Below are 18493 nucleotides of genomic sequence, written 5' to 3'. Positions count from 1 at the left end.
GGCGCGGACGATGAGCCCGGTCGCGGTCACGCTGCGCGCACGCGCAACGGCGTGCGCGTTGCTGTGCGCGCTCGCCTGCGCCCAGGGCGCGGCGGCCGCGACGGTCGACCTGCGCACGCCCTACGGCGGCAGCTACGGCATCCGCCTGACCAGCCTCAAGGAAGCGCGCTTCCGTACCACCGTGCCGCAGCAGTACGACTTCAGCTGCGGCTCGGCGGCGGCGGCGACCCTGCTGACCTTCCAGTACGGCCATCCGGTCGGCGAGGCCGAGGTGTTCCTGGCCATGTACCGCGACGGCGACCAGGCCAAGATCCGCCGCGAAGGTTTCTCGCTGCTCGACATCCGTCGCTATCTGCTGGCCCTGGGCTATCAGGCCGACGGTTTCGAGCTGCCGCTGGACAAGCTGTTCGAGGAAGGGCTGCCGGCGATCGTGCTGCTCAACGACCGTGGCTACCGCCATTTCGTCGTGGTCAAGGGATTGCGCAAGGGCCGCGTGCTGATCGGCGACCCGGCCCGCGGCACCCGCGCCATGTCGCGCGCGAACTTCGAGCGGCTGTGGGACAACCGGGTGCTGTTCGTGGTCCACAACCGGCGCGAGGTCGCGCTGTTCAACCAGCCGCGCGATTGGCGGACCGCGCCGCCGGCGCCCCTGGACATGGGGATTTCGCGCGAAGGATTGCAGAACACGGTCATGCCGCGGCGTGGCCCGGGAGACATCTGAGCCATGAACGCCGGCCATTCGTACGATCACGCGCTGCCCCACCTGCCGGCGCGCGTGCTGTTCGCCGCCGCGGTGCTGGCCCTGGTCGCCGCCGCCTGGCCGGCGCGCGTGCACGGGGGCGAGGGCGCCGCCGACCTGGGCTCGGAATGGATCGCCTTGCCGCCCGAACGCCTGGACGCGCTGCGTGGCGGCTACGAAGCGCCGTCGGGCCTGCTGCTGTCGTTCGGCATCGAGCGCACGGTCTACGTCAACGGCGACCTGGTCGCGACCACCCGCGTGAACATTCCCGACGTGGCGCGGATGAGCGCCGAGCAGGCTCAGGCGTTGAGCGAGATCGGCGACGCGATCGTGGTCCAGATCGGCCCGGGCAACCGCTTCGATCCGGCCGGCTTCAACGGCGTGGCGATCCAGAACACCCTCGACGGTCAGGACATCCGTTCGCTGACCACCCTCAACGTCGGCGTCAATACCCTGGGCGTGTTCCAGGACCTCAACGGTCAGGCCGCGCTGCACAACGCCTTGATCGGCGCGCCCGGCGCGCCGTGATGCCCACGTCCATGACGGACCGCTGATGAAGGACTGCCCATGACTACGCCGACCGCACCGAAACTGATCCGGCTCGCCCTGGTGCCGGCGCTGTCGCTGGCGCTGACCGGGCTGGCGTGCGCGCAGGACGCTGCGCCGCCCGACGGCGAACTCAGCCTGGAAGCGCTGCAGCAGCAGATCGCGGCGCAGAATCAGCGCATCGACGACATGCGCACCACGTTGCAGGAGCAGGAACGCGACTTGGCCCAGCTGCAACGGGCGCTCGACGAACAGCGCCTGGACGCCACGCGCGCCCGCGGCGCGACGCCGCCGGCGAACCTGCTGCTGCCGCCGATGGCCCAGGTCTCGCAGGTGCCGCTGTCGCAGTCGCCTTCGCGCGAGCCGACGCTGCAGGAGGAGCTGCAGTCGCAGGTGGCGATGGCGCAGCAGGACCCGGTCACCCGGAATCTGGCCCAGCAGGCGCCGCAGCAACCGGTGGGGCAGGCGCCGGTCTCCGACGCGCGGCCGCCGGAAATCGCCCAGATCTTCGACCAGCCCGGCGTGCTGACCCCGCACGGCCAGTTCATCCTCGAACCCTCGCTGCAGTTCGGCTACTCGTCCAACGACCGCGTCGCCCTGGTCGGTTTCACCATCATCCCGGCGCTGCTGATCGGCCTGATCGACGTACGCCAGGTCAAGACCACCACCGCGACCGCGACCCTGACCGGACGCTACGGCCTGAGCGACCGTTTCGAACTCGAGGCGAAGCTGCCGTACGTCTACGTCAACGGCGACACCGTCAGCCGCGAGATCTTCACCGGCTCGGCGGTCGACAACGTGTTCAACGCCCACGGCAGCGGCCTGGGCGATGTCGAAGTCACCGCGCGCTACCAGCTCAACCGCGGCGGCCCCGACCAGGCCTTCTACATCGGCTGGCTGCGCTACAAGAGCCGCACCGGCAAGGACCTGTTCGAAGTGGTGACCGACTGCGTGACCCGCTGCGTGGCCAACACCACCGGCACCGGCCTGCCGCTGGAACTGCCGACCGGCACCGGCTTCGAATCCATACAGCCCGGCCTGACCTGGCTGTATCCCTCCGACCCGATCGTGTTCTTCGGCAGCTTCAGCTACCTGCACAACTTCAAGCGCAAGAACGTCTCGCGCACCGTGCTGGGCGGCGTGACCGAACCGCTGGGCGAGATCGAGGCCGGCGACATCCTCGGCTTCAACGTCGGCCTGGGCCTGGCCTTGAACGAGAAGGCCGCGATCAGCCTGGGCTACGACCAGAGCATCGTCGACCGCACCAAGCAGAACGGCAAGGATGCGGCGGGCTCGGTGCGCGTGGTGCTGGGCACCTTGTTGCTGGGCGGGTCCTATCGCTTCAGCGACAAGGTTTCCTTGAACGTCGCGCTGGGCGTGGGCGTGACCCGCGATACGCCCGACGTGACCCTGACCGCGCGCGTGCCGATTTCGTTCTGAGTCGTGGATGGCCGTCGCGCACCGCCGCCTGCGCGGCGCTGCGCGGACTTTAGGGACGCATGCGTATCGGTAGTCGCGATCGGGCGTACGCAGGGACTTCCTGGCCCGGCGCAGTTCGCTATGTTGTTCGTCCAGTATGCGTTGCTCGGCGCGTTGTTTCGGCGGCAGAGAGAAGCAGACGTAAGCCATGACCCGAACCGGCCATGGTCGGCACGCGTCGGCCGCCGTTCGTCGGCGCGTGCCGGCGCGGATCGCCGACGCGGATTGCCGGCGCGCTCGCCCGGGCGCAAGCTCGCGTCTACGGGTTCGGGGGAACCCACTGACCTGTTTTGGGGAGGAGGACTGCCATGCGGATACTGGTAACCGGCATCATCGGCGCGATCGTGATGTTCATCTGGGGCGCCGTCGCGCACATGGCGCTGCCGATCGGCGAGGCCGGCTTCAAGCTGCCGGCGCAGCAGGACGCGGTACTGAGCGCGCTGAGTCAGTCGGCCTCGGGCGAGGGCGTCTACATGTATCCGAGCATGGCGCCGGACAAGTGGGGCGACGAGGCGGCGATGAAAACCTTCGTGGCCGAGAACCAGGGCAAGGCCTACGCCTTCGTGGTCTATCAGCCGGGCGGCAATCCGGCGCTCTCCAGCATGGGCCCGAATCTGGGCAAGCAGTTCGTCAGTGTCCTGATCGCGGCCTTGCTGGCGGCCTGGGTGATGGCGCTGGCCGCGCGCAGTTTCGGTCGCCGGGTGATGATCGCCGGGGCGATGGCGCTGTTCGCCTGGTTCGTGCTGAGCGTGCCGTACTGGAACTGGTACCTGTTCCCGGTCGACTTCAGCGTGGCCGCCCTGGCCGAACAGCTGATCGGCTGGCTGCTGGCCGGCGCCGCAATGGCGTGGTGGCTGGGGCGCGGCGAACGCAACCCGGGCTGACCCATCTCGCACCGACCGATCCCGCACGCCGGCGGCGCGAGGCCGTCGGCGTTGCCGGCTTCATGGCCGGCCGGCTCATTCCGTCGCCGGAGCACGGGCGTAGCCCTGCGTCGCCGCCGCGTTGCGGTTGGCGAGCACCTGTTGCAGCGCTTCGACTTCGGCCCAGAGCAAGTGCTGCAGACCCTGCAGCAAGGTGTTGCCGGCCTCGGACAGGCACAGCCGGCCCTCGCGGCTCAGGGCCAGACCTTCCTCGACCAGGCAATGCTTCAGATGGCTGGTCTCGGGCTGCACGCCACGTTGCAGACCGACGAGCACGCTCAGCAAGGCGTGCTCCCTCAACGACACTTTGAACACTGCGGCTCCCCCCTATGTGCGCCGATGCGGAATCTAGGGGCGGACGGGTTAACCGTGCGCAACGTCGCAATCGGCGTGTGCGCGGTTTTGACAAAGCGTTCAGCTTGTCGACGCGGTCTTCACGCGACGGCGGACGAAGCCAGCGCTCGAACCGCAAGCCGCAGCGTTCATCGCCTGATGGTCTACGACCATCGACGGATCGGAACGCGCGCGCGGTTTCGCTAGTCTGTACGCAGCGAGAATCGTGCAACGCAAGGAACGCTTTCGGTGAAATGCCTGGTCGTCATCGCGCACCCGCTGCAGGACAGCCTGTGCGCCTCGCTGTCGCGGCTGGTGGTGGACGCGCTGGTCGCCGACGGTCACGAGGTCGAGACCGAATCGCTGTACACCGACGATTTCCAGCCGGCGTTGAGCGCGGGCGAACGCAGCTCTTATTACGACGTCGGCGGCTACGACGACGAGGCGGTGCGCGCGCAGCTGGCGCGCCTGAGCGCCGCGCAGGCCCTGGTGCTGGTGTTCCCGACCTGGTGGTTCGGGTTCCCGGCGATGCTCAAGGGCTGGTTCGACCGGGTCTGGGCGCCGGGCCACGCCTACCACCATGCGTCCGACCTGGGCGCGATCCGGCCGGCCTTGCTGGGGCTGCGGCGCACCATCGCGATCACCACCCTGGGTTCGCCCTGGTGGGTGGACTGGCTGCTGCTGCGCAGGCCGGTGCGGCGGGTCCTGGCGAGCGCGCTGCTCGGCACCTGCGCTCCGCAATGCCGCCTGGACCTGTTGTCGCTGTATCGCGCCGAACGCGTCGAACGCAGCCGCCTGGAGCGCTTCGAACGCCGCATCCTGGCGCGCCTGCGCCGCTTGCACTGAAGCTGTTCGAGCGCTCCCGCCTTGGGGTAGGAGCGGCGTGAGCCGCGACAACGCCACCGCACAAACCTGCGCCACCAACGTCGAGCGAAATGTGCTGCGAACCCGCGCTGCCTCTGACGGCCAGAGTGCCGGCGGCGACGCGACTCGAAGCTCGCCGGTTGCGGCTCTCGCCGCTCCTGCCCCGAAGTCTTACGCCGAACCCGCCGCCAGGCGCCCCAGGCTCGCCAGGGCCGCGTCCACCCGCGCGTCCAGCGGATGCCCGCAATTCAGGCGCAGGCAGTGGCCGAAACCGCGCCGCACCGAGAACATCGGCCCCGGTGCGATGCTGATGTCCAGGGCCGAAGCCTGTTGGTAGACGCGCAGCGCGTCGCTGCCCTCGGGCAGTTCGATCCAGAGGAAATAGCCGCCGCCCGGCCGGGTCACGCGGGTGCCTTCCGGGAAATGGCGCGCGACCGCGGCCAGGTACTGCGCCTGCTGCGCCGCCAGCGCCGTGCGCAGGCGGCGCAGGTGACGGTCGTAGCCGCCTTTCTCCAGGTAATGGGCGATCGCCAGCTGCGCCGGCACGCAGGTGCTCAGGGTCGCGGTGAGCTTGCGCCGCGCGATCTCGCGCGCGTAGCGCCCGGGCGCGACCCAGCCGACCCGGTAGCCCGGCGCCAGGCTCTTGGAGAACGAGCCGCAATGCATCACCAGCCCGTCGCGGTCGTAGGCCTTGGCCGGGGTCGGCCGGCGCTCGCCGAAGTAGAGTTCGCCGTAGACGTCGTCCTCGATCAGCGGCACGCCGAGGCGGGTCAGCAGCTCGACCAGGGCGCGCTTCTTCTCGTCGGGCATCGCGCTGCCCAGCGGGTTCTGGAAATTGGTCATCAGCCAGCACGCACGCGGGCGGTGGCGTTCGATGGCGGCCGCGAGCGCGTCCAGGTCGATGCCGTCGCGCGGGTGCGTGGGCACCTCGATCGCATGCAGGCCGTGGCGTTCCAGCGATTGCAGCGCGGCGTAGAAGCAGGGCGATTCGACCAGCACCGCGTCGCCGGGCCTGGTCACCGCGGCCACGCACAGGTTCAGCGCCTCCAGCGCGCCGTTGGTGACCACGATTTCGTCGGCCCCGATCTGCAAGCCGTCGATCCGATAGCGCAGCGCGATCTGCCGGCGCAGCGCCGCGCTGCCCGGGGTCAGGTCGTCGACCGTGCTCCACGGGTCCAGGTGCACCGCAGCCGAGGCCATGGCCCGGCCCAGCTTCTGCAGCGGATACAGCAGCGGGCTGGGGAAGGCCGAACCCAGCGGCACCACGTCGCGCGCCATCGCCGATTCCAATACTTCGAACACCAGCTCGGAAACGTCGACCGCACGCGATTCGCCGTCCGGCTGCGAAGCCGCGTCCGGCTCCGGCGGCAGCGCCGCCGTGGGCCGGGTCACGTAGTAGCCCGAACGCGCCCGCGAACGCACCAGCCCGCGCGCTTCCAGCAGGTAATAGGCCTGGAACACCGTCGCCGGGCTCAGCCCGCGCGCCGCGCTGGCCTGGCGCACCGAAGGCAGGCGCTGGCCCGGGCGCAGCAGGCCGTCGCGGATCGAGGCGGCGATGTCGTCGGCGAGGGCTTCATAACGTTTCACGGTGGAACTCCGGAGCCCGGCGGGGCGGGCGTTCAGGCGCAACTGATATGGTTTTTTATCTCATTTCTGATTCTGGCGAAACTGATATGGTCGGCGCAGTATGGCGTCGTCCCCACCGAGTCGCCGTCGATGCCCGCCGCCGCCATGAACCCGCAGGTCGAACTCAACCTCGCGCTGATCCTGTTCGTGCCCTGGTTTTCGATCCTGGCCTGGCTGTACTGGGCCTACCCGAAGCAGCCGCGCCTGGCCGCGCGCAGCTTGTTCGACAGCGCAGCGCTGCTGCTGGCCACGCTGCTGGCGGGGTGGGGCATGCAATGGTCGATGCACAACGCCGACCCCAACGCCGGCGCGATCTGGAAGCAGGTGCTGGCGACGTCGGTCGCCTACGGCCTGTTCCTCGGCGTGATGACGGCAGCCCTGCTGCTGCGCTGGCGCCTGCTGCCGCGCTGGCGCGCTGCGGTCGCGGCGGCGGACGCCTGAACCCGCCGCCCGCGGCGTTCCGCGGGCCCGCTACGTCGCCGGCCGCGCCGGCATGGAACCCCGCATGAAAACGCTGTTCATCGTCGCCTTCCTGGGGCTGATCGTCTGGAACCTGGGCGCCGGCCTGTACTACATGCTCGTCGACCACGGTCAGAGCAAACGCACCGTCAACGCGCTCACCCGCCGCATCGCCCTGTCGGTGGCGCTGATCGCGCTGGTCGCGGCGGGCATCGCCTCGGGCGTGATCGAACCGCACGGCATCGGCCGCTAGCCTGGCGCCAATCCGCAAGATCGGAGCAGCCTGCGCGGCGCGCGCAAGGCATGCTGGGCGATGGACGCTCCTGCCGCGTCCCTCGCCACCGATCCTGCAAGGAACTCCGCATGCGCCTGGTTTCGCTGCTGCCGCTGTCCATCGCCCTGAGCCTGTCCGCGCCCGCCGCCGTCGCCGCCGACCGCAGCGCCGACGAACGCGCCATCCTGCAACTGGAGCGCGAGATCTGCGCCGCCTACGAAGCCGAGGACGCGGCCCTGATCGGCCGTCTGCTCGACCCGCAGTTCACCCTGACCGCGTCCAACGGCAAAGTCACCACCCACGCCGACGAAGTCGCCGAGCTCGCCAATGGAGTGACCCAGTACGAAGTGTTCCGCAACCACGGCACCCGGCTGCGCTACTACGGCAAGAACACCGCGATCGCCAACGGCATCACCACGGTCAAGGGCGTGTCCGAGGGCCAGGCCTTCGCCGCCGATTTCCAGTTCACCGACACCTACGTGCGCGGGCCCAAGGGCTGGGTGATGGTGGCCAGCCATGCTTCGCGATTGCCGGCGGCGGCTGCGGCCAAGCCGTGAGCGGTGCGGGTTGCGGCGTCTGGCGTTGAGCGATTCGGGTTGCGGCCGCAGCACGCGGATGTCGCGGCGATGGGTTTCGTCTGACGCGATCGGCTCGCGTTGCCAGGAAACGCAGACCGTTTCGCCGCAGTCCGTGTCGCGAACGCCGGCGACCAGCGCACCGGCGCTTTGATGGGGTAGGGCAATTCCTACATCGCGACGGGCATCGATCCGAGCCTGCGTCGCAGCTTCCACCCATGGCGCTGCGCCCGCCATGCCGCCAATCTGCAGCCATCAGCGAAGCGCGGCCGGTCGCCGCGCCGATCAAGGACGATCGCAATGCCCCGGCTCGCCATCCTGTTGCTGCTGTGCCTGCTGCCCGCCGCAGCCGGCGCCCACAACGTGTACAAATGCGTCGCCCGCACCGGCGCGGTCAGCTACCAGTCCGCTCCTTGCGCAGCCGCGACCACCGCCAGGATCTGGGACGCAACGCCGGAACCGCCGCCCGACTCAGTCGAACTGCAACGCCGCGAGCAGGCCTACCGAAGCGGCCTGACCGAATCGCGCTACCTGTCGCGCCTGGCCGGCACCGATCGCCCTGGCCGTGCCCGCGCCTATTCGATCCGGCTCGGGGGCCACGGCTGCGAAGCCGCACGTGCCCGCCGCGAGCGCAAACTGGCGGCGGCCGGCATGGACCGCGACTACGATCTGGTCAGCGCTCTCAACACGGCCGTCTTCGATGCCTGCAAGTGACGGCGCGACATGGCGGGGCGGGCAGGCTGGCGCCCACCGCTACTCGGACCGAGCCCGGACGGCCCTTCCGGCGGCGCCAGCCCAACAACACCCTGCGCTGCTCCGCGGTGTATTAAGCGACCGCGTCCGCGTGCAGCACCCACCAACTCCCGCGATCGCACTGCGGCCGCGCGAGATGTCGGCTAGGCTTGGACCCATGCGCATCGCTCCGGTCCTATCGCTGGTTTCGATCCTGGCCCTGACGGCCTGCGTATCGACGTCGCCCATGTCCAAACCAGCCGTATCCAAGCCGGCTGTATCCAAGCCGGCCGCATCCAAACCAGCCATCGCGCCCAAGCTGTCGCCTGCGACGGATGCCGCCGCGGCCGGCATGGTCGACCTGCGCGAACTGGTGCCCGATCTGGCCCAGGAGATCCGCTACGCCTCCAGCGACAACTTCGTCGGCCGGCCGGTCGAAGGCTACGGCGCATCGCGCTGCTATCTGTTGCGACCGGCCGCGCAGGCGCTGCAACGGGTAGAACTGGCGCTGCGTCGCGAAGGCCTGCGCCTGAAGGTCTACGACTGCTATCGCCCGGCACGCGCGGTGCGCGATTTCGTCGTCTGGGCCGGCGACCTGCACGACCAATCCAGCAAGTCCGCCTACTATCCGAATCTCGACAAGAGCGTCCTGCTCGGCGACTACATCTCGCCGACCTCCGGCCACAGCCGCGGCGCCACCCTCGATCTGACTTTGCTGCGCTGCGATTCCGACGACGCCTGCGCGCCGCTCGACATGGGCACCTCCTTCGACTACTTCGACGTGTCCGCGCACACCGACTGGGCGGGCGCAACTGCCGTCCAGCGCGGCAATCGCCAACGCCTGCGCGCCGCGATGGCGCGCGAAGGCTTCGCCAACTATCCGCTGGAGTGGTGGCACTACACCTACAAGCCCGAGCCCTCACCGGATACGGCCTACGACTTTCCCATCCGTTGAAGGCAGGATCCGTGGCACTGAGGATCCGTCGACGGTCGCGCAACCGCAGGCGGACGGCCAGACGTACGCCGCAAGGGTCTGAGGCTGCTCGATGCCCGGTACCGCTGCTCTCTGTGGGAGCGGCGTAAGCCGCGATCGCGTAACCTCACGCCCCAACGGCAGCCCCATACGATGCTCCCGCACCGGCCGTACCCCTCCGGACCGCACGGTATTCCCCACCCATGCCAGCCGAGGGCGCTGGATTCTTGCCTGCACGATTCCTTCGTGCACGTAGCCGCGAACCCGGGCACGCATGGCCGGAGCATCGACACACCCACAACGAAATCAGCACAGCAAGGCATGGACAGAGAACCCGAGGCTTACGCCAGCGTCTACCCCGGCACCGTCAACCGGGGCGACCTGTTCTGGGTCGCACCCGACGAGTCCCGAGGCTCCGTGCCCGGTTATGCCCATCCGCACGTCGTGGTCCAGGACGACCTCTTCAACCATTCGCGCATCAGCACCGTCGTCGTCTGCGCTCTGAGCTCCAACCTCAATCGCGCCACCGAGCCGGGCAACGTCCTGCTCGACCTCGGCGAGGCTGGCCTGATCAAGCAAAGCGTAGTGGTCGTGTCGCAGGTATCGACGCTCTACAAGACCCGCCTGGGCGAACGCATCGGCACACTGTCCGACGAACGCATCGCCCAGATACTCGCGGGCATGCGCTTTCTGCAAACCTCGTTCTTCGGCCGCAGATGACGCAGCCGACGGCTGCGCTACCGCCGGTGCATGTTCCGCGAGCGCCGGGAGCCTCTAGTCCAGCGCCATTCCCGGGCGCCAGCCGCTCTTAGCCAGGAACGCCTTCGCGTCGCTGACCTCGATGATGTCGCGCAGCGCCGCCTTCTTGTCCTTGGCCTGACGGTAGTAGGCCTTGGCGATGCGATAACCGACCCAGTAGCCCAGATCGCCGGGGCGCTCAGGCGTGCCGAGGCCGTTGTAGAGCCAGGCCGAGCCCTGGGCTTTCTTGTCCAAATCGGCGGCGAACGCGGTTTCCAGTTCCAGTTCGCGGCCCCGGGTAGCGCTCAGCAGATGTCCATAGCTGATCGAACCCGAGATCAGCTCGGCCACGAATTCGGCGCCGCCTTCGAGCAGCGAAGCCTGCAACACCGTCGACTCTGCGTTCTCCACCTGCGCACCGGGTTGCAGCACGTGACCGTACTCGTGGGCGATCACATGGACGAAGCGGTCCTCGGGGTCGGGAATGAGGAAGTTCGCGGCGCACAAGGCCTCGAGCCCGATCATGACCCCGCTCGCGTTCGCGGTTCCGACCGGTTTGCCGCGGCCGATCGCGACCGTCACCGGCGGAAAGCTGGGCGCGGGATAGAGTTCGCTCAGCTTGGTCAAGGCAACGCCGAGCCGGGTCTTGACCGCGGGCAGCGCCGCGGCGCAACGCCTGGCATCGACGTACAGGGCAGGGCGCTCGGCGTTCGCGGTCGCGATCCGCTCGCCGGTGATCCTGCGCATCTTGGCGAACTCGATCAGGCCCTCGCTGCCTTGGTCGAGATAGTCCTGCTGCAACTGCTGCGCCGTGGGCTTGCCGCCGGCCTGCTCGTAGAGCGCATAGAAGCGATCGACATCGCCGGTACGGATTTCAGGCGCGCGCTCGGCCGAAGATGCCGCGGCGGTGAGCAGGAACAGCGAGGTCGTCGTCAGCAGGATCAGGGTCGTAGGTTTCATGGCGCTTCCATGGGGCAGGAATCGGGCTTGCGCTGCGCGCTCGGAACGGTCGCGTCGGCTTGCCGGCGAAGTTCGACTCAGCCTGCGCGGGACGGCCCCCAAGAACATGTGCTTTCCGTAATGGTTCGCGTGGCGATGCGATGGGGCGGTGTGTGCGCCGCCGAATGTGCACTGTGGCTTCGGAACGAGAGCGTACCGGACCTGGACCGAACCTGGACCGAGCATTTTCGTAGAATGCGCGCTTCGCGGAGAATCATCCGCCTTACCGAGCTCGCACCCATGCCGGTCGCTGCAGTCGCGCGTTGCTTATCGCTGGTCGTACTTGTATCGGCGCCCGTTTGCGCGCTAGCGATCGAGGCTGCGCCTAGTACCGAGCAGGCCAATGCGGCCTATCGGCGTTCGCTCGATGCGGAGTTGCGCAGGGAGGGGGCGAAAGCCACTCCGTCGCCAATGGTCCAGACGCTGCTGGAGTCCATGAAGATTGCGGCCGTGCAAGGCTGTCAAGGCATCGATCCGGAGCGCACCGCCTGCATCGTCGAGCTCGACTCGCCGATGGGCGACGGTTACGAGGCGTATCGCTTCCGCCGCGATGGCGCGGACTGGCAGATAGTCGAAGAGCAGGACACGCCACCGCCGCAGCCGGACATCGCGCAGGTCCAGGCACTGCTGCGCGCACATCTGGCCGAACTGGCCGGCCAGCAAAAGGCGCCGAAGGACGAGGCCGAGTTCCGAGCGTTCGCGACCAGCCTCACCGTGACCGCACTGGAATCCTGTCAGCTCGACCGCGACACCGGCGCCTTGGAATGCGACGCGCAGCTGCACACGTCGAGCCAGGGTAAAGGCTCGAAGCCGCTGCGGTTCGAGCTGAAGGAGGCGACCTGGTCGCTGCTGCCGGACTGAGGGAGCACGGCGCAGGCCGCGGCCGGTCCACCGCCCATCCCGTCCCCTGCAAATCCTGCGTTTCTGCCGGTGCGACCCTTCGGCCACGACCGGCATCCGTATTGGGAACCGGATCGAAGCCCAAGAGGATCAGCCATGCGCAAACACGAGACCATGCCCAGCTCGCGATGGACTCTGCGCCGGCGGCTGCTGGCAGCAGGCCTGGCTGCATTCGTCGCGACCGCATCGCCGGCATTCGCTGCGGACTCGGCCAATCCGTATGCGCAATCGATCGAGACGCTGGCGGATAAATTGGCGACGCGCTTCGTCGATCCCGCCACAGGCCGACGCTATGCGGACATGTTGCGATCCAAGCTCGCGGCTGGCCAATACGATGGCATCGACGAGGCTAAGGACATGGCGCGGCGCTTGACGCAGGATCTGCAGGCCGTTGCGGCCGACGGCCATCTGCGGGTCGACCTCGCCCCCGAAGCCGATGGGCCGCGTGGCCCTATGCCTCCCGGCCCACGCCTCGTCGTAAGCTCAGACCCAGGCGCTACGGGCCGAGTCGACACGTCACCTCCGCGCACGGCGCGGCCGGGTCCTGCGCCGCGGCAGGCATCCGCGCTCGCTTCGATAGACCTGCCGAGCGTCGCCGAGACCAAGTGGATTGCGCCAGGCGTGGCCTACATACGCTTCAATCAGTTCGCCGGCGAGCCTGCCTCCGTAGCGGCGATACAGGCGTTCGTAAAGGACCATGCGACAGCGAAGGCGATCATCATCGACACGCGTAGCTTGTCGCGCGGCGGCGGGCTGGCGGAGATGGATGCGCTGTTTCCGCATCTTCTCGATCGTGAAACCGTGCTGGTGGAAATGGCCGTAGCGAAAAACAACGGCCCGTCCGGCGGTCCGATACCGTTCGGCGGCCGCACCCTGCGCGATGTTTCCGGCCCCGCCAATATGCTGGTGCGCCAACACCTGGCCGTTCCCGACGTCGAGCCCCGGCTCGCCAAGGCCAAAGTGTTCTATCTGACCTCCAAGCGAACGCGCTCGGCGGGCGAGCACTTCGCGCTCGCACTGCAACGCACGCATCGGGGCATCCTCATCGGCGAGCGCACCGCAGGCGCCAACCACTTCGGCGGCATCGAACCGATCGGCGCGGGACTCGCCGCGTTCGTCCCGGTGGGACGCACTTACGATCCCGATACCGGCAAGGACTGGGAAGGCACCGGCATCGTCCCCGACATCGAAGTGCCCGCCGATCAGGCGCTGGACCGTGCATTGGCGCTGGCCAGCGCCGAGTGAATCTGGCGGCTTCGAGGCGCCGAACCATGCCCAGGCTGTGAAACCTGATCCAGTACGCTGCGGACATCGAGAACAAACAAAAAGGCCCACCGGATCCGGCGGGCCGGTGCTGCAGCCGATCCAGGCGCAACCCCAGTTGCTCAGCAGGGCAGCTACACGAAGCGATAGATTGCTTCTGCGGGTGTACGCGCCTGCGGTCGGGTTCTTGTTATGGCTGCAGTGATCTTGGCCTTCAACGGGCTCAGATCATGTTCGTCCATCGTGTAGATGATGTCGTTTGCCGGGCCCGCGAAGTATCTGTAAAAGGCCAGATCGCGGCTGGGGCGAATGGTGCCGACGTGCACGCCGCCGTGTAGCACTTTTGCCGACCAATCGCGGCCGGTGCCTTGCTCGCTAAAAGTCACGTCCATAGCGCCTCCTAAGGATTCTAGGAGACCCCATTTTAGCGCTCAAACATGCGCCCGTGTCGCCAACGCCAGCGGTCCCGCGGCCCTGGAGCGGCGTGTGGTTGTAGACCGTTGTCCGATCCAGAAATGCTGGAGGGATCGGCAGGGGCGTTGCTCAAGAACTCCAAGAAAATCAGCTTCTTGCTGCATATGCCGGTGGCCAATTAACAGTTTTTCCGAATAATTAACGCCGGTCTATTTGTCTACATTTCCTATCGTCCGTCCCGCCGCTCCGAATAGAACTGAAACGCCGTCGATTCGCGCCTACTTGTGAATGCGGACAACCCGGCGACCGAAGAGCACGGCGTCGAACGAGTACGCTCCTGGGCCCAGCAGCAACAAGGCTACGGAACTGAGTCCCAAGGACATCGGAGCGAACATCGCGGCCCCAAGGTCGGCCTGCTGCAAGCCAACGATGACGTGCAGGCAGCAAGCCACTGCCATCCACGAAGTCAACAATCCGGCCAGGATCGAAAGTGCGATCAAACCGGCTACGAAAGCCGCCGCTCCATCCGGAATCGGTAACGCCGCCAGCGGATTGTGCAGGATGAGTCCCAGCGCTACCGAGAGTCGCAGTACAATAAGTCCGACCCCGGGTAAGCTGCGGGGATACAGGGAGATCAGCGGCTGCATCCGAAGAGGTTAGAGAACCACGGCGGAGGCCGCTATCCGTTTGAGAGTCGTGCGCCCATCCCACAAATGGGGGATGCTGGGGTCCGCAGAAGCCGGTTCAGTAAGCTGCGTGTGAACTCAGAGGTTTTCGTGCGGGCTCGAATTCCCTATAGGGTCTGGGTCTTGCGATGGGTGCGAGTAGCGCTGGCCGTGTTTTGCCTGTGGGTCGGCGCGACGGCTGCGGCGCCCTGGCAGATTCCGCAGTACCACCACCGTGCCTGGTCCCTGCAGGAGGGCGCACCGGCGGATGTGTGGGCACTGGCGCAAGCACGCGACGGCTATCTCTGGCTCGGCACGGGTACCGGCCTGTACCGGTTCGACGGCGTGCAGTTCGAGCATTACCAAGCCCCACCGCGTCGTCCCTTCGCGTCGAACAACATCACCGCGCTGTACACCACGACCGATGGTGCCCTGTGGATCGGCTTCCTGGTGGGCGGTGCGAGCGTGCTGCGCGACGGAAGCCTGCAGCACTATTCCGTCGCGATGGGCGCGCCGCGGGATCTGGTGTACGGGTTCGCCGAAGATCATAGCCGTGGGCTCTGGGCGGCGGCCCAAAATGGCCTTTATCGATTCGATGGCCGGCATTGGCATGCGATCGGCGACGACTGGGGCTATCCGGCGATGCACGCCGATCACGTGCTGGTCGATTCGCGCGGCACGCTCTGGGTCGCCACCGGCAGCACTCTGATGTATTTGCCAAGCGGCACGCGACGGTTCGTGCCGACCGGGATAAGCGCCGGGCCGCTGGCTTCGCTGGTCGAAGCGCCGGATGGCAGATTGTGGCTTTCGGACGGTGCGCACGGTACGCGGTCGCTGCCGGATCCGCGTTCCGGGTCGACGGCGTCACCCCCGATCGGTAGCGGCTTCGGCCATTTCGCTTGCATGCGCATCGACGGCAGCGGGGTGCTCTGGGGCACCGATCGCCGCCACGGTGGCGTGGTGCGGGTCTCCCATCTGGATCGGTTCGCGATCGGTCATGCCTTGCGTCCGGAAGATGCCGATGCCGTCATCCGCAAGCGCGAGGGACTGACGTCCGACCGTGCCATTCCGCTGCTGCGCGATCGCGAAGGCAACGTGTGGGTCGGTACCAATCTGGGCCTGCATCGTTTCCGCCACAACAATGTGCAAGTAGTGGAGGACGAACGGCTGACGCAGCACGATACCTATGGGCTGGCGTTTTCGCCGAAGCTGGGGATTCTGGTGTCCAGCGGTCCTCGCCTGTATCGAATTCGCGGCGACGGCGCCGAGCTGCTGGCCGACACCAAAGGGCCGAAGATCGCCGCGATCGTCGCCGAAGGCGAACGGACCTGGCTGAAAACGGAGAGCGCGCTGTGGCGGCTGAACGCCGATGGCGTGCAGCGCTTGCCGTTGCCGCGAGACAACGACGGACTGCTTAAGTTTCTCGTCGGCGACGGGGGATCCGGCGTACTGACGATGCAGGAGGGCAACGGCCTGTTCCACTACGACGGCCTGCAGTGGGCGCAAGTCCCCGCAGGCCCCGTCGATTCTGCCGGCGCAACGGCACTGTTGCGCGATACCGATCGTACGTACTGGATCGGCTACTCCGGCAACCGTCTCGCCCATTGGCATGACAATGCCCAGCGCGTGTATACCGCAGACGATGGCTTGAATGTGGGCACCGTCATCGCGCTGGCAAGAGTGAAGGAGGGGCTCCTCGTCGCCGGCGAAACGGGCTTGGCCTTGCTTCGGGACGGTCGCGTCCATGCGCTGCACGCGACACCCGCCGACAGGCTCAACGGCATCACCGGCATCGTCGCAACCCCGCAGGGCGAGATTTGGCTGAATGCCATCCACGGCATTCTGCGCTTGCCGCCGGGCGCGGTCACTGCAGCGCTGCAGCATCCGGGTATGTTGAAGCACCGCCTGTTCGACTTGGGGGACGGTCTGCTCGGCGTGGCGCAACAGGCCACGCCGGCGTCGACTGTGGCCGCGGACGCCGATGGCCGCTTATGGTTCGCCACCAACCAGGGGCTGGCCACACTCGATCCGCTCCGGCTGCACAGCAACATGGTGCCGCCGTCGGTGCATATCCGATCCCTGATCGCACGCCGCCATCGATTCCCGATCAGCGGTGGTCCGACGCTGCCGGCCGGCACGCGCGATCTGCGCGTGGAATACACCGCACCGAGCTTGTCGTTCCCGGATCGCGTCGAGTTCCGCTATCGCCTGGAGGGCGTCGACGACGAATGGCAGGACGTCGGCAATCGGCGCCAGGCTTTCTACGCCAATCTCGGGCCGGGGGATTACCGGTTCCGGGTCCTTGCGGCGAACGACAGCGGACTGTGGAATGAGCAGGGCGCGACCTTGGATTTCACCATCGCCCCTCGTTTCACCGAGACCTGGTGGTTCGCGGCGCTGTGCGCGATCGCTGCAGGCCTCCTGTTGTTCTTCCTGTACCTGCTGCGTTTGCGGCAGATCTCCGATCGCGTGCGCATGCGTCTGGAGGAGCGGCATCTGGAGCGCGACCGCATCGCACGTGAACTGCACGACACCCTGCTGCAGAGCTTCCAGGGCCTGGTGCTGCGCTTCCAGTCCATCGCCAACCGAATTCCCACGGACGATCCGATACGGTCGGCACTGGAAAAGACGATGGATCGCGCCGACGAGGCGATCGCCGAAGGTCGCGACCGCGTCCGCGATCTGCGCGCCACCACGGCTTCGGCGTCGACGGACCTTCCGGAGGCCTTCGCCCGGCTCGGCGCCGAGCTCGGGCAGGAGCGTCCGACCAGCTTCAGCGTGGTGGTGGAAGGTCGATTGCCGGCGATGAACGCGGTGCTGAGCGACGAGGTGTACTGGATCGGCCGCGAGGCGCTAGGCAATGCCTTCCGCCATGCCGACGCGAGCCAGATCGAAGTCGAGATATCCCATTCTGGCGGTTGCCTGGTCTTCCGATTCCGCGACGACGGCCAGGGCATCGCCGAAGAAGTGATCCTCAACGGCGCGCGTTCGGGGCATTGGGGACTGCCGGGAATGCGCGAGCGCGCCAAGGCCATCGGCGCCGAGCTGCGTCTATGGAGTCGCCCCGGCAAGGGCACCGAGGTGGAACTGCTGCTCCGTCCGGACGGACATCGCCAGTCGCGCTGGAGCGATTGGCGCAGGAGGATAATGCGAATCTGGAGAGCCAAGACATGACGATGCAAGCACGACCGATCCGCATTCTTACCGTCGACGACCATCCATTGTTGCGCGAGGGCATCGCCGGAGTGCTGGCCGGCGAGCCCGACATGGAGCTGGTCGGCGAAGCCAGCAACGGCCGCGAAGCCGTTGAGGCGTTTCGTGCCTGCATGCCGGATGTGACCCTGATGGACCTGCAGATGCCGGAAGTAGGCGGCGTCGAGGCCATCGCGCAGATCCGCAAGGAGTTCCCGGCCGCCCGCATCATCGTGCTGACGACCTACAGCGGCGACGTGCAGGCGGTGCACGCGCTGCGCGCTGGCGCGCAGGGCTATCTGCTGAAAAGTTCGTTGCGGAAGGAGCTGCTGGACACCATCCGCGCGGTGATGGCGGGCCGGCGGAGGATTCCGCCGGAAGTGGCCGTACAGATCGCGGAACACTCGATCGACAGCGATCTGACTGCCCGCGAGGTCGAGATCCTGAAGGGAGTCGCCGCCGGAAACTCGAACAAGATGATCGCGGCGCAGCTGTCGATCTCCGAGGAAACCGTCAAGACCCATATGAAGAGCGTGCTATCGAAGCTGGGTGCGAACGACCGCACGCACGCGGTCACCATCGGCCTGAAGCGGGGCATTCTCAGCGTTTAGCGCGCGCTTGCACCGAGCCGGCGTCGTCGGCAACCGGTGCGTGCGGTCCCGATGGCAGCGTGTCCGATTCGCAGCCGATCGCATCCTGCGTCCCCCCAACGAGGGAGTAGCGTTTCCTCCGTCGTGGTGTTTTCCGCCGCAGCGGCAGGCGCCAGTATTCATTCCGAACGCACGCAGGACGATTGCGT

General features: G+C 67.4%; 20 protein-coding genes. 15 read left to right on the top strand and 5 right to left on the bottom strand.

Going from position 1 to position 18493, the window contains the following annotated elements:
* Positions 1-10 precede the first annotated feature (10 nt).
* The 4 genes from ASE10_RS14050 to ASE10_RS14035 all read left to right on the top strand — a co-directional run bounded on the left by ASE10_RS14050 (position 11) and on the right by ASE10_RS14035 (position 3648).
* A complete protein-coding gene (locus tag ASE10_RS14050) occupies positions 11-721 on the top strand; it encodes a C39 family peptidase (protein ID WP_055906982.1) in 711 nt (236 codons plus the stop codon).
* Between the two features lie 3 nt (positions 722-724).
* Positions 725-1267 carry a hypothetical protein gene (locus tag ASE10_RS14045; RefSeq protein ID WP_055906979.1) on the top strand — a complete coding sequence of 181 codons (543 nt, stop codon included), beginning with the start codon at positions 725-727 and terminating at the stop codon, positions 1265-1267.
* Positions 1268-1306: 39 nt separating this feature from the next.
* Positions 1307-2725: an autotransporter outer membrane beta-barrel domain-containing protein gene (locus ASE10_RS14040; RefSeq protein ID WP_055906977.1), complete on the top strand. Its 1419-nt coding sequence runs from the start codon at positions 1307-1309 to the stop codon at positions 2723-2725.
* A 347-nt stretch (positions 2726-3072) separates the two neighbouring features.
* On the top strand, positions 3073-3648 hold the full coding sequence (locus tag ASE10_RS14035; RefSeq protein WP_055906974.1) for a hypothetical protein: 576 nt from the start codon (positions 3073-3075) through the stop codon (positions 3646-3648).
* 75 nt (positions 3649-3723) lie between these two features.
* Here the strand turns inward: ASE10_RS14035 and ASE10_RS14030 are convergent, their stop codons facing one another.
* Entirely contained in the window at positions 3724-4002 is a 279-nt protein-coding gene (locus ASE10_RS14030; RefSeq protein ID WP_055906971.1) for a hypothetical protein, read from the bottom strand.
* 267 nt (positions 4003-4269) lie between these two features.
* Between ASE10_RS14030 and ASE10_RS14025 the strand changes: the two genes are divergently transcribed.
* Positions 4270-4866: an NAD(P)H-dependent oxidoreductase gene (locus tag ASE10_RS14025; protein ID WP_055906968.1), complete on the top strand. Its 597-nt coding sequence runs from the start codon at positions 4270-4272 to the stop codon at positions 4864-4866.
* A gap of 189 nt (positions 4867-5055) precedes the next feature.
* On the opposite strand, the gene ASE10_RS14020 is transcribed toward ASE10_RS14025, so the two are convergent.
* Complete coding sequence (locus tag ASE10_RS14020) at positions 5056-6471, bottom strand: PLP-dependent aminotransferase family protein (protein WP_055907193.1); 1416 nt, start codon at positions 6469-6471, stop codon at positions 5056-5058.
* A 129-nt stretch (positions 6472-6600) separates the two neighbouring features.
* Here ASE10_RS14020 and ASE10_RS14015 point away from each other — a divergent pair, with 129 nt between their 5' ends.
* The 6 genes from ASE10_RS14015 to ASE10_RS13990 all read left to right on the top strand — a co-directional run bounded on the left by ASE10_RS14015 (position 6601) and on the right by ASE10_RS13990 (position 10243).
* Positions 6601-6951 (top strand): hypothetical protein, encoded by a 351-nt coding sequence (locus tag ASE10_RS14015; protein ID WP_235565872.1) that lies wholly within the window; start codon positions 6601-6603, stop codon positions 6949-6951.
* A 52-nt stretch (positions 6952-7003) separates the two neighbouring features.
* Complete coding sequence (locus ASE10_RS14010) at positions 7004-7222, top strand: twin transmembrane helix small protein (protein ID WP_055906965.1); 219 nt, start codon at positions 7004-7006, stop codon at positions 7220-7222.
* A gap of 110 nt (positions 7223-7332) precedes the next feature.
* The gene (locus ASE10_RS14005) at positions 7333-7800 is read left to right on the top strand and encodes a nuclear transport factor 2 family protein (protein WP_055906962.1); all 468 of its coding nucleotides are present in this window, start codon (positions 7333-7335) and stop codon (positions 7798-7800) included.
* Positions 7801-8118: 318 nt separating this feature from the next.
* On the top strand, positions 8119-8532 hold the full coding sequence (locus ASE10_RS14000; protein WP_055906959.1) for a DUF4124 domain-containing protein: 414 nt from the start codon (positions 8119-8121) through the stop codon (positions 8530-8532).
* A 265-nt stretch (positions 8533-8797) separates the two neighbouring features.
* Entirely contained in the window at positions 8798-9505 is a 708-nt protein-coding gene (locus ASE10_RS13995) for a M15 family metallopeptidase (RefSeq protein WP_055907187.1), read from the top strand.
* A gap of 339 nt (positions 9506-9844) precedes the next feature.
* Complete coding sequence (locus ASE10_RS13990) at positions 9845-10243, top strand: type II toxin-antitoxin system PemK/MazF family toxin (RefSeq protein ID WP_055906955.1); 399 nt, start codon at positions 9845-9847, stop codon at positions 10241-10243.
* Positions 10244-10297: 54 nt separating this feature from the next.
* On the opposite strand, the gene ASE10_RS13985 is transcribed toward ASE10_RS13990, so the two are convergent.
* Positions 10298-11221, bottom strand: a complete 924-nt coding sequence (locus tag ASE10_RS13985; RefSeq protein ID WP_055906949.1) for a DUF2268 domain-containing putative Zn-dependent protease — start codon at positions 11219-11221, stop codon at positions 10298-10300.
* Between the two features lie 279 nt (positions 11222-11500).
* Here ASE10_RS13985 and ASE10_RS13980 point away from each other — a divergent pair, with 279 nt between their 5' ends.
* Positions 11501-12121 (top strand): hypothetical protein, encoded by a 621-nt coding sequence (locus ASE10_RS13980; protein ID WP_157488362.1) that lies wholly within the window; start codon positions 11501-11503, stop codon positions 12119-12121.
* A 135-nt stretch (positions 12122-12256) separates the two neighbouring features.
* Positions 12257-13405, top strand: a complete 1149-nt coding sequence (locus tag ASE10_RS19715; RefSeq protein WP_082559833.1) for a S41 family peptidase — start codon at positions 12257-12259, stop codon at positions 13403-13405.
* Between the two features lie 152 nt (positions 13406-13557).
* Here the strand turns inward: ASE10_RS19715 and ASE10_RS13970 are convergent, their stop codons facing one another.
* The gene (locus ASE10_RS13970; RefSeq protein ID WP_055906941.1) at positions 13558-13815 is read right to left on the bottom strand and encodes a hypothetical protein; all 258 of its coding nucleotides are present in this window, start codon (positions 13813-13815) and stop codon (positions 13558-13560) included.
* Between the two features lie 300 nt (positions 13816-14115).
* Positions 14116-14484, bottom strand: a complete 369-nt coding sequence (locus ASE10_RS13965) for a hypothetical protein (RefSeq protein ID WP_055906938.1) — start codon at positions 14482-14484, stop codon at positions 14116-14118.
* 171 nt (positions 14485-14655) lie between these two features.
* Between ASE10_RS13965 and ASE10_RS13960 the strand changes: the two genes are divergently transcribed.
* Both ASE10_RS13960 and ASE10_RS13955 read left to right on the top strand, forming a co-directional pair.
* Entirely contained in the window at positions 14656-17676 is a 3021-nt protein-coding gene (locus ASE10_RS13960; RefSeq protein ID WP_056305439.1) for a sensor histidine kinase, read from the top strand.
* Positions 17673-18305: a response regulator transcription factor gene (locus ASE10_RS13955; RefSeq protein WP_055906930.1), complete on the top strand. Its 633-nt coding sequence runs from the start codon at positions 17673-17675 to the stop codon at positions 18303-18305. The genes ASE10_RS13960 and ASE10_RS13955 overlap by 4 nt, the downstream gene beginning before the upstream one ends.
* Positions 18306-18493: the final 188 nt, after the last annotated feature.

It is taken from the genome of Lysobacter sp. Root76 (assembly GCF_001428685.1).
GTDB lineage: Bacteria > Pseudomonadota > Gammaproteobacteria > Xanthomonadales > Xanthomonadaceae > Lysobacter.
Note: the sequence above shows the minus strand (reverse complement) of the source record. Positions and strands in the feature narration are given on the sequence as shown.

Excerpts from the sequence above, each read along its gene's own strand:
- ASE10_RS13985 (WP_055906949.1), bottom strand. The coding sequence starts at position 11,221 with ATGAAACCTACGACCCTGATCCTGCTGACGACGACCTCGCTGTTCCTG.
- ASE10_RS14050 (WP_055906982.1), top strand. The coding sequence starts at position 11 with ATGAGCCCGGTCGCGGTCACGCTGCGCGCACGCGCAACGGCGTGCGCG.
- ASE10_RS14040 (WP_055906977.1), top strand. The coding sequence starts at position 1,307 with ATGACTACGCCGACCGCACCGAAACTGATCCGGCTCGCCCTGGTGCCG.
- ASE10_RS13995 (WP_055907187.1), top strand. The coding sequence starts at position 8,798 with ATGTCCAAACCAGCCGTATCCAAGCCGGCTGTATCCAAGCCGGCCGCA.
- ASE10_RS13955 (WP_055906930.1), top strand. The coding sequence starts at position 17,673 with ATGACGATGCAAGCACGACCGATCCGCATTCTTACCGTCGACGACCAT.
- ASE10_RS13965 (WP_055906938.1), bottom strand. The coding sequence starts at position 14,484 with ATGCAGCCGCTGATCTCCCTGTATCCCCGCAGCTTACCCGGGGTCGGA.
- ASE10_RS13970 (WP_055906941.1), bottom strand. The coding sequence starts at position 13,815 with ATGGACGTGACTTTTAGCGAGCAAGGCACCGGCCGCGATTGGTCGGCA.
- ASE10_RS19715 (WP_082559833.1), top strand. The coding sequence starts at position 12,257 with ATGCGCAAACACGAGACCATGCCCAGCTCGCGATGGACTCTGCGCCGG.
- ASE10_RS14035 (WP_055906974.1), top strand. The coding sequence starts at position 3,073 with ATGCGGATACTGGTAACCGGCATCATCGGCGCGATCGTGATGTTCATC.
- ASE10_RS13980 (WP_157488362.1), top strand. The coding sequence starts at position 11,501 with ATGCCGGTCGCTGCAGTCGCGCGTTGCTTATCGCTGGTCGTACTTGTA.
- ASE10_RS14000 (WP_055906959.1), top strand. The coding sequence starts at position 8,119 with ATGCCCCGGCTCGCCATCCTGTTGCTGCTGTGCCTGCTGCCCGCCGCA.
- ASE10_RS14045 (WP_055906979.1), top strand. The coding sequence starts at position 725 with ATGAACGCCGGCCATTCGTACGATCACGCGCTGCCCCACCTGCCGGCG.
- ASE10_RS14005 (WP_055906962.1), top strand. The coding sequence starts at position 7,333 with ATGCGCCTGGTTTCGCTGCTGCCGCTGTCCATCGCCCTGAGCCTGTCC.
- ASE10_RS14015 (WP_235565872.1), top strand. The coding sequence starts at position 6,601 with ATGCCCGCCGCCGCCATGAACCCGCAGGTCGAACTCAACCTCGCGCTG.
- ASE10_RS14010 (WP_055906965.1), top strand. The coding sequence starts at position 7,004 with ATGGAACCCCGCATGAAAACGCTGTTCATCGTCGCCTTCCTGGGGCTG.
- ASE10_RS13990 (WP_055906955.1), top strand. The coding sequence starts at position 9,845 with ATGGACAGAGAACCCGAGGCTTACGCCAGCGTCTACCCCGGCACCGTC.